This is a genomic window from Blautia caecimuris (genome assembly GCF_024622975.1).
Classification (GTDB): Bacteria; Bacillota; Clostridia; order Lachnospirales; family Lachnospiraceae; genus Blautia_A; species Blautia_A caecimuris.
In genome coordinates this window covers 1-10,044 of the sequence record NZ_JANJZT010000058.1, presented here as the reverse complement: position 1 = coordinate 10,044, position 10,044 = coordinate 1, and the positions used below count along the sequence as shown (strand labels likewise).

7 protein-coding genes and 1 pseudogene are annotated in these 10,044 nt (G+C 34.2%); all 8 read left to right on the top strand.

The window, feature by feature from the left end; genetic code table 11:
- The first annotated feature begins 18 nt into the window (after window positions 1–18).
- Window positions 19–1,827 carry a recombinase family protein gene (locus NSA57_RS18770; protein WP_334304837.1) on the top strand — a complete coding sequence of 603 codons (1,809 nt, stop codon included), beginning with the start codon at window positions 19–21 and terminating at the stop codon, window positions 1,825–1,827.
- A gap of 240 nt (window positions 1,828–2,067) precedes the next feature.
- Complete coding sequence (locus NSA57_RS18765) at window positions 2,068–2,676, top strand: type IV toxin-antitoxin system AbiEi family antitoxin domain-containing protein (protein ID WP_177296720.1); 609 nt, start codon at window positions 2,068–2,070, stop codon at window positions 2,674–2,676.
- Complete coding sequence (locus NSA57_RS18760; RefSeq protein ID WP_257465762.1) at window positions 2,676–3,593, top strand: nucleotidyl transferase AbiEii/AbiGii toxin family protein; 918 nt, start codon at window positions 2,676–2,678, stop codon at window positions 3,591–3,593. The genes NSA57_RS18765 and NSA57_RS18760 overlap by 1 nt, the downstream gene beginning before the upstream one ends.
- A 5-nt stretch (window positions 3,594–3,598) precedes the next feature.
- Window positions 3,599–5,500 (top strand): HsdM family class I SAM-dependent methyltransferase, encoded by a 1,902-nt coding sequence (locus tag NSA57_RS18755; RefSeq protein WP_022008417.1) that lies wholly within the window; start codon window positions 3,599–3,601, stop codon window positions 5,498–5,500.
- 12 nt (window positions 5,501–5,512) lie between these two features.
- On the top strand, window positions 5,513–7,972 hold the full coding sequence (locus NSA57_RS18750) for a sensor histidine kinase (RefSeq protein ID WP_022008418.1): 2,460 nt from the start codon (window positions 5,513–5,515) through the stop codon (window positions 7,970–7,972).
- Between the two features lies 1 nt (window position 7,973).
- Entirely contained in the window at window positions 7,974–8,468 is a 495-nt protein-coding gene (locus NSA57_RS18745) for an LM5578_1851 family response regulator (RefSeq protein ID WP_022008419.1), read from the top strand.
- Between the two features lie 14 nt (window positions 8,469–8,482).
- Window positions 8,483–9,421, top strand: coding sequence for an HNH endonuclease (locus NSA57_RS18740; RefSeq protein ID WP_022008420.1), 939 nt, complete (start codon window positions 8,483–8,485; stop codon window positions 9,419–9,421).
- Between the two features lie 257 nt (window positions 9,422–9,678).
- A pseudogene (locus NSA57_RS18735) lies at window positions 9,679–10,005 on the top strand (hypothetical protein); the annotation flags it as partial.
- Window positions 10,006–10,044 lie beyond the last annotated feature (39 nt).

Sequence of the window (10,044 nt, the reverse complement as noted above, 5' to 3'; positions counted from 1 at the left end):
CCTTTCTTTGATAACACTATTTTACCATACATCATCTCAAAAATATATAGCAGAAATTTAATTTATTCTATACTAGTATTCAAACTTTCCAGATTTGGTCGTAATGCGGCAGATGTTTTGAATTCTTTGCAGAGGATGCAGGACTTTGGAGTGAACCTGATTTGTGTCGAGGATGGGATTGACAGTTCAAAAGATAGTGGAAAATTGATGATTTCTGTTTTGTCTGCGGTGGCAGAGATTGAACGGGAAAATATCCTTGTCCAGACAATGGAGGGACGTAAACAGAAAGCCAGAGAAGGGAAATGGAACGGTGGATTTGCTCCATATGGCTATGAACTGGTAAATGGAGAATTACAGATTGCAGAGGATGAAGCAGAGGTCATACGTCTGATTTATGATAAATTTATTCATACGAATATGGGAATTGCTGCGATCGCCATATGGCTGAATCAGCATGGATATAAAAAGAAAAAGAGACAGAATAATACACTGGATGCATTTGCCGCTTCCTTTATAAAAGGCGTTCTGGACAATCCGGTTTACTGTGGAAAACTGGCTTACGGACGAAGAAAGAATGAGAAGGTTTCCGGAACACGAAATGAATACCGTATTGTAAAACAGGAGAATTATATGTTATATGATGGTATTCATGAGGGGATTATCTCAGAGACAGACTGGGAACTGGCACACCAGAAAAGGGTAAAAAATGGAGAGAAATATGAGAAAATCCATAGTTTAGATCATGAACATATTTTATCCGGAATCTTGAAATGTCCGCTATGTGGAAGTGGGATGTATGGAAATGTGAACCGAAAGAAAAAGAAAGATGGAACTTTGTATAAGGACTATTTTTATTATGCCTGCAAACACCGCCGCTTAATGAATGGTCACAGATGTGATTACCATAAGCAATGGAGCGAGGATAAGGTCAATAATGCAGTTGAAGAGGTTATCCGGAAACTGGTACAGAATCCCAAATTTGAAGAAGCGATCCGAAAAAAAATCGGTTCAAGGATTGACACAGATGAAATTGAAAGAGAAATCGAAAATTTGGAAAAACAGCATAGGCAGTTGACAGGAGCAAAGGCAAGGCTAGGCCAACAGATGGATAACCTGGATATCATGGACAAATTTTATGAAAAGAAATATCAGGATATGGAGACAAGGTTATATCGGCTGTATGATGAAATTGAAGGCGTGGAAAATAGCATAGAAGAAGTTAAAAAGCGTTTGCTGAATATCCAGCAGCAGAAAATATCAGAAGAAAACGTCTATCAATTCCTTTTATATTTTGATAAACTATATGATAAGTTCACCGACTTGGAGAAGAAAGAATTTCTCAACAGCTTTGTAGAACGTGTGGACATTTACGATCAGGAGCAGCCGGATGGCAGATTCCTGAAGCACATAAAGTTCCGGTTTCCGGTGTATTTTGGAGACAGGGAAACACAGGAACTTTGTTGGGACAACGAAAGTACCGTTGAGACGGTTGTACTGCTTTCCCACAAAAAGCCAGACGGACATATCAACGTAAAAGTTGAGTTTGGCGAGGGTGAGGGAAAAGTTCCACTTGATAATATTGCTAAAAGAGCGGAAAGCTATAAGCCCAAAGAACGAGTGACCTACAAAATGATAAAGGAGTACATAGAAGCGAAATACGGCTTCAAAGTACATACCGCATATATCGCAGAGGTAAAGAGAGATTTAGGCTTGCCGATGTACGATGCTCCTAATGCGGTAGAAGAATTGAAACAGCCGAGGAAACATCCAACACCAGAAAAAGTTGAAGCGATAAAAGATGCGTTGAAGCATTTTGAGGTAATTTAATAATGATGAGCGTATCATTAAAAACAGTGGTACGCTTATTTATTTACATATTTATCTTTTCGCTGACCAATATTTTATCTGATTAAAAAAGCGGAGGGCAGATTTCATACTAAACTGCCTAATTGATATGATTAAAAGTGTTCACTTTTCTATTATTGACTTAAAGAGAAAAATCGAATACAATATAGTAAAGTGACCAATTATTAGTTTGATTAAGGGCGATTAAGTAGAGGTGAAGATATGCTTCAGAAAAAAGATATTGAGACTTTGAGAATGTTGTTTAGCAGTCATAATTATATTATGACTACCGCTGAACTTACAGCTTCAAAGTTATACTATGCAGATATAAAACAACTTTTAGACGAAGGAATGATTGAAAGAGTCAGGCGAGGTTACTATCACTGGACTCAAGATTATGGAGAAAGTGAAGTTGTTATTATCAATGGCTTGTTTCCCGATGCAGTGCTTTGTATGGAGACCGCCCTATTCTATTATGGATACAGTGACAGAAATCCTGCTGAATGGAGTTTTGCAATAGATAAAAATGTCTCTAAGAGGCGAACAAAAATTGATTATCCGTTTATAAAGGCATATCGTGTAGAGTCAGAGTTGGTTACGCTGGGCGAAACTGAAGGTGAAATTGATTTCCATAAAGTCCGCATTTATGACCGTGACCGTACTATTTGCGATGTGCTGCGAAATATGAACAAGATGGATAAGGAGATTTTTAATAAAGCAGTACAGGGCTATGTAAAAGACCCGAAAAAGAATATACCGAATCTTATGGAATATGCGAAAATTTTGCGTGTGCAAAAGCGTGTAAAAGAATTGATTGGAGTGTGGTTGTAATGGCAGATATAGCGGCGTCCGTTCTGGCAAAACTCAGAAATAAAGCAAAGGTTTCTGGCATCAGTTATCAGCAGTGTCTACAGCTTTTTATGCAGGAAGAATTTTTAAGAAAACTTTCGAAATCTGGATATGATGATTTTCTGGTACTAAAAGGCGGTTTGTTTATCTACACTCTTACAAACTTTGAAAGCCGAGCCACCATTGATGTTGATTTTCTGCTCCGTGGATATTCAAATTCAATAAACAATGTTAAGGATTTGATTTGCAAAATAATTGATACACCGACAGGCAACGATTATATTGATATGACTGCAAAGGGCTTTGAGGAGATTTCTCCGCAGAGAAAGTATCACGGCATCAGCACACAGATTATCGGACGGATAAAGAATGTGCGAGTACCGTTCAATGTCGATATAGGTGTAGGAGATGTTATCGTACCAAAGGCAGAACAGCGTAAAATCAATACGCAGCTTCCAGACTTTGAAGCTCCTGTAATCAAAACCTATTCCCTTGAAAGTACCATAGCTGAAAAGTTTGATGCCATTCTGCAACGCTTTGAGCTGACGGGCAGAATGAAAGATTTTTACGATATTTATTATCTTTCAAGAACATTCGATTTTGAGGGAGCAAAATTACAATCCGCTGTATTTGAGACCTTGCAGCGACGTGGCACTCCCTACGACCGAAATAGTTTTAAGCGTGTTGTCGCACTTGCCGAAGATGAGGATATGCAAAAGCGTTGGAAATATTTTTTGAAGAACATCAAAGATAATACGCTTGAGTTTTCTGTTGTGATAACGGAAATACAGACATTCCTTGAGCCTGTATTTAAAGCGATAGTGAATGAAGAAGAGTGGCTTGATTCTTGGAAAAGCCGCCATAATATGTGGATAACCAACCTAACGAAAGGTAAATGATACTAATGCAGCCAATAATAAAAGATATTATTTTATCAATTTCGGATGATGTTGTAAGTAATCTTACGCAATCTTTTGAAAAGACATACTATGGAAAAATGAATTACTCCAGTAAAAACACTATTCTTGATTCTGATAATAAACTTTTGAAAGAAACAATAGGATTCGAAATAGCATTTATTCATGTTATTACATACTTTTTGGCATATAGTATGAGCTGTTCGCATGAATATATGCATATACTAAATATTCTTGATACCGATAAATTATTTTCATGGTTTAAAATAAAAGATAATAGTATGTTTTTACAATTAAATGATTGTAACATACCCACAGAAAAGGAAATATACGAATTAATAAATGAGCATGACAAATTTATTGATAAAGATGTTAAGAAAAAATTAGGACAGTTTTATACTCCCACAGGAATAGCAAAAAAAATGGTGTTTGAAGTTAGAAACGAGTTAAAAGATCTATCCGAACGAGATTTAGTGGTGGATCCTGCCTGTGGAACTGGTGTTTTTGTTGTAGAGACTGTTAAGCAGATGAGTGCTTTTCTTTCGTTTGATGAATTAATTAAGTTTGTTGAAAACAACATGTTTGCCTACGATGTAAATCCTTTTTCGGTTATTGCAACGAAGATAAGTGTTTTAAATACATTGTTGGAGATAGCACCTGATAGCGTGCATAAAAACAATCTTTTACTTGGTATTCCAGCACTAAATAATATAAAATGGAAAAATACAATTGTAGATAAAGAGGAAAAAGAATTTTCAATTATACTTGGCAATCCCCCCTATTTTAAATTAGATTCCAAAGCATTAAAGGATATAGATGGGTATGATGCCATAATATATGGTCAGCCAAATATATATTCTCTGTTTATGCATTGGGGAATATCTCATTTGCGTACCAATGGAACAATGAGTTTTATTGTACCTCAATCTATTCGTTCTGGGCTCTACTTTAAGAATCTTCGTGAGGAAATGAAAGAGTTGAGAATTAAATCAATATTACACATTGATTCGAGACAAAACATATTTGACAGAGCAGAACAAGCAGTTTTTATAATTTGTTTGCAAAACAAACCTGTATGTAACACTAAAACTAGAATACAATTTATCAATGGCAATCAGAATGTGTTATCTGAATTTTCAATATCTCGTTCAAAATTAATGATGGGTAAAGATAATAACTACATGTTTATTATTAACAAAAAATCTGAAATGTACGATGTATTGGAAAAAGTCTATAAGAATGGCACAACGCTATCTGTCAATGACTCATTAGTGAAATTCTCTAATGGTTTATTTGTATGGAATCAACATAAAGAATCACTCGCCGATTCATCTGATAAAGCTATACCAATTGTGTATGGTGGAGATGTTCAGCCTGTAAATTTCCAATTCATTACCTCTTGGGCTAACGATGAACGAAAGGCATTTGCGAGAATAACTGATAAAACTCGTCCTTATGTTTTATCGGGTAAGAGATTATTGGTACAACGGACAACTAACTTTGAAAAGGACATACGATTAAAAGCATGTCTAATATCTGATGATTTTTTGGAAAATTATGATAGTTACTTTTTAGAAAATCACGTAAATTTCTTATGTTGCAACTCTGGAAAAGAAGAAATTTTAACGGATGAAATAATGTATTATTATTTGGGATTACTTAACTCAAAACTAATAAATTATGTTTTTATAAGTAAAAGCGGTAATACGCAAGTATCGGCAAACGAATTGAATCTACTGCCATTTTCTAAAAATAATGTAAAAGATATTTCGGCATTTGTATCAAAATATTTGTCAGAGTTAAGAGAACATCAAGAAGAATTGGATAGGCTTGTATGCGAAGCATATGATTTATCCGTTAATGAAATAAATATGATTCTAGATTATTGAGGTGAGGCATTTATGAAAAAACTACAGTTTAAAACAAATTCCCGCCATATTAGCCAATTAGGGCGTGAGCTTGTTACAGATTTTGTTACAGCATTAGTGGAACTTATTAAAAACTCTTACGATGCGGATGCCTATGGTGTGAAAATCATTTTGGATAAACCCAATACCCCACAAAGCAGGATTGTTCTAATTGACACTGGTACAGGAATGACACAATCGGACTTCGAAAATAAGTGGATGGTAATTGGTACAAACAATAAAATTACTGAACCTTATACCCCTAAAGGTAGAAAAAAGGCAGGAAAAAAAGGTATTGGTAGATTTTCAGTTGAACGTTTAGCAGAAAAAGTTCAAATTTACTCATTTCCAGAATTTGAACCACCATATAGAGTAGATATTAACTGGAATAGTTTTGAGGAAATAAATATTCCTGCATTGACCCAAAGAATTGGTATACTAAAAGACCATCAAGAATCTACAGCTGCAAAATTCATTTGTAATCAGCTTGAGTATTTTATGGTTACTGATAAGATTCTTCAAGAAGATAAAGATACTGTGGAATCGATACTTGGAACAAAAAGTTTTGAATACCCTATGTTTTATAAAAACGAAACACTCAGGCTGCTTGAAGATAAAGTCGTACCGATAATAAAGAAATATGAAGACATTGAATTACTGATTGGCGATGTTTCAAGTTCATTGGATACTATAGATTCACAAAGCGAATCAGAAGTATTTACTATGCTTGAAGAGTTATATATTAAATTTAACTTATCTAAATCTCAAACTGGTATGATTTTAATCATGGAAGGTTTGAGAGATGAATGGAAACAAAGAGATATCGACAAACTACAAAAAGAATTACGCTTATTAGTAGCTCCAGATTTTATCGAAAGCGACCCATTCAAAATTGAACTAGTTGCTCCCGAATTTAAAGTAGAGGATATTGTATTAGTCAATGAAATTCTTGACTTAAGATATGCAAAAATTGATGCTGAGATTTTTGATAATGCTCAAAAATCACGTATAACTTATAGTGATAAGGAAGGGAAAAATGACATCGTTGAGGAGAACTATGAAAAGCCTTTGTTATGTGGAAATCTGAAAGCGGAGATATACTTCTTCCTAAGAGACAGTGCAAATTTATCTGATGCCGAGTCTGGATATAATTTTAGATTTGCTCAAAGAATTCTAGACACGTATTGTGGCATTAAGATTTATCGAGATAATTTTAGAGTTAAGCCATACGGAGATATTGGGAATGATTGGCTCTTGCTTGACCAGAAAAAGGTAAAAGATACACACGGATATCTTGTGGGTAATAATCAGGTTATAGGTGTGGTTAAGATTGGGGATGAGACCAATCCTCTATTGATTGATGCGACCAACAGAGAAGGAATTATAGAAAATGAAGCTTACTCGCAGCTTGTCAGCTTTTTATCTAAATGTACAAATCTTATTAGTGATGTCAGAAGAAAGGCGTATTTGGCTGAGCAGGAAGAAATTCAAAAGCTTGCGGACGAAAAAAAGAAGATTGATTCCCAATTCGAAAACTTAAAAGAGCTATATAAGGAAGATGATTTTGTAAAACAAATCGGGAAATTATCTTCTAATGATGAAGAAGTTTCAGCTCAAAAAATTGATGAACTTCTGGAAACATATATTGCGCATACTGAAAAGAAGAAGCAAGGAATTGAAAAAATCCAAAATGATTATAATAGACACTATTCAGAAACGCAAAAAGCATATCAAGCAAAAATTGATTTTCAAGAAAGTGAATTGAATCTTTATAAAAATCTGGCGTCATTGGGCATGCTAACGGGATCATTTGGACATGAAACAAGTGACATTGTTAGCAGAATACAAACGAGTTTGCTTCTTGTTAACCTTTATTTGGATAATGGTATGGATATAAACCAAATTAAAGATGTTGTATCTATTGTTAGTGGAGATTTTGACCGTATATATGCATACAGTAATTTAATTGTTAATTTTTTGCGCAAACGAAAGAGAACTATTGATTCAGAAATTAATCTCAGTAGTGCATTAAAAGAAGTTGGCGGTTTTTATCAAACCATAGTTAAGTCTTTTGATATCACTTTGAATTTTGTGTGTGAAGATACGATAGAATATAAAATTAAACAAATTGACTTTGAGTCCATTGTCATCAACATGATAACAAACGCTTTTGAGCAAGTTAAGGGACGAGAAAACCGTAAAATTACTGTTACTATTTCCCAGAGTGCTTCACATTTAATAATCTATTTTGAAGATTCGGGGGCGGGGGTTCCAGAAGGAAAAGAAAAAGAGATTTTTAGACCTTTTGAAACTACAAAAGAAAACGGAATTGGATTAGGATTGAATATTGTTAAAGATATTGTAGAAAAATATCATGGGGATATATCTGTTAAGCGTTCTGAAACTATGCTTGGAGCGAAATTTATTGTAACATTACCAAAAGGAGATGAGTAAGATGGATGAATTGATTGGTTTGTTTATTGAAGACGAAGCTGCAAATGTTGACATATACACTCGACTTTTTGCTCTTGAAGGATTGAAACTTGATTGTCTAGATAAACTTCCATTAACAGTTGACAGCTATTATGATATTATTTTGGAGAAGAATGTAGATTTCTTAATTATTGACTTTCATTTAGAGAAACAGGTCACATATAAAGGGATAGATGTGCTAAGAGAAATACGAAAACATGATAGTACAATCTATGCTGTTCTTTTAACCAACTATGAACTTGATGACTTTGCAGACCAGTTTGGTGATTATGACTATGAGTTGCAAAAATCAGAAATTACTTCTCGATATAAAGATGTTGCAGAAAAGATAAAGAGAGCTTGCGGTTTAAGAAAAGAAAATTTGATGTATAGAGCTGTTGAAATCAAGCAACAACAAGATACCGAAACTATTCGATTATTACAAGAAATTAGCTCAAAGTTGGATGAAAAAAAATAACAGAGGATGTCATTATGGAATATATAAGAAAACAACGTTGGGCAAATTACTTAAGCCCTAAGTGCAAAGAATACTTAAGAAATGACTTTTCTCATGAATGTGCATATTGCAAATTGCAAGAACAAGAAGTAGGAATAGTTGGTTTGGACTTTTTTGAAATAGACCATTTTAAGCCGCAGTCCTTGAATTTGCCTGACACACATAAATATCATAATTTATATTATTCTTGCGAAAAGTGTAATAACGAGAAAAGTGATATTTGGGATACAAAACTACTCGACCCTTGTACTGATGATATCTTTTCTGGGATTAACCCTGCAATTATAGGAGGAAAAAAAGAGAATCATTATAAATATATTGCCAAAAACGATAGAGGAACATTTTATATTAATACCTTTAAACTTAATTCCAGAACACAAATCCGTTTCAGGAAAGCAAGAGAAAATCATGAAAACAGCTTACACACGATTAATACTCTGATTGATGAAATACTATTGAAATTTCAACACAATGCCGAATTACACGATTTGAAGGATTTGATATTTCAATTAGACAACCTTAGACATTTAAAGCAACAAGAGCTTGACAAGCTGCCTAAAGATGAAATGTTCGAAAAAGCAGAAGAATATCTAAATGATAAGGGAATTGAAAACAGTCTGGTATTTGAAGAGTATAATATTGATTTTAAGATGAAATTCAATGGTAGTACATATTATTGCGAACTTTTGGTAGATAACTCACTGGAAGAAAAAACAGAATATAGAAAAAACATAAGTGTAGAAAAGTTGACTACTTGGTTTGAAAAATTAAATTCTAATTTTGGCATTTTGTTTTATTATCCCAGAATAAACCGCATGTATTTTTATCCTGTTTCAAATAACATGACACTTCCAGAAATTACTGATGGTAAAAAAATAAGACAAATAAAAATCAATGACAAGTGTTTATTATAGAAGGTTAGACTGAAGGACATTATTTCCTTAACTTGAGGTAATGAAAAGGCGGAGTCTGGGATGGGCTTATTGAAAGAATTATCAAAGCAAATGACTTGAGATTTTGTAAAAGGATTTACCGTTGCTAATTTAAAAATATGTGGCAGTTTTATTTAACATTTTATTTGTGGGAAAAGGGTTGCGTAATCGATATTAGTACTGCAAAAAAATACTGATATTTCCGTGATTTTTGTGGGGATATGTTTTAATTTGATACTCACGTCGAGACGGTTGTTCTTTTGTCCCAACAAAAACCAGATGACACGATAGAGATCGACTTAGACCTGGACGAGCTGGATGCCACCAGTGCTGAGTTGAAAGCAACCTATCAGGAAATCAAAGATTATGTGCTGAAAGAATTTGGCTTGAAGGTTTCAAATTTATATATTTCTCAGGTAAAACGCAAATGTGGAATTGAAGTGGGAGAAAACTATAATCTTCCAAAATCAGAAAATGCAAGAGTTCCACAATGCCCGAAAGAGAAAGAAGATGCTATCAAGGCTGCCCTTGCAAATTCCGGCTCATCTGACCACGCATTCCGCTAAGAACTGATCAGTCTTTCCGGATGTAACTGAACGCGTTTC

Bases quoted from the DNA above. Each gene is read 5' to 3' on its own strand.
- NSA57_RS18745 (WP_022008419.1), top strand. From the start codon at position 7,974: ATGGATGAATTGATTGGTTTGTTTATTGAAGACGAAGCTGCAAATGTT.
- NSA57_RS18760 (WP_257465762.1), top strand. From the start codon at position 2,676: ATGGCAGATATAGCGGCGTCCGTTCTGGCAAAACTCAGAAATAAAGCA.
- NSA57_RS18765 (WP_177296720.1), top strand. From the start codon at position 2,068: ATGCTTCAGAAAAAAGATATTGAGACTTTGAGAATGTTGTTTAGCAGT.
- NSA57_RS18750 (WP_022008418.1), top strand. From the start codon at position 5,513: ATGAAAAAACTACAGTTTAAAACAAATTCCCGCCATATTAGCCAATTA.
- NSA57_RS18740 (WP_022008420.1), top strand. From the start codon at position 8,483: ATGGAATATATAAGAAAACAACGTTGGGCAAATTACTTAAGCCCTAAG.
- NSA57_RS18755 (WP_022008417.1), top strand. From the start codon at position 3,599: ATGCAGCCAATAATAAAAGATATTATTTTATCAATTTCGGATGATGTT.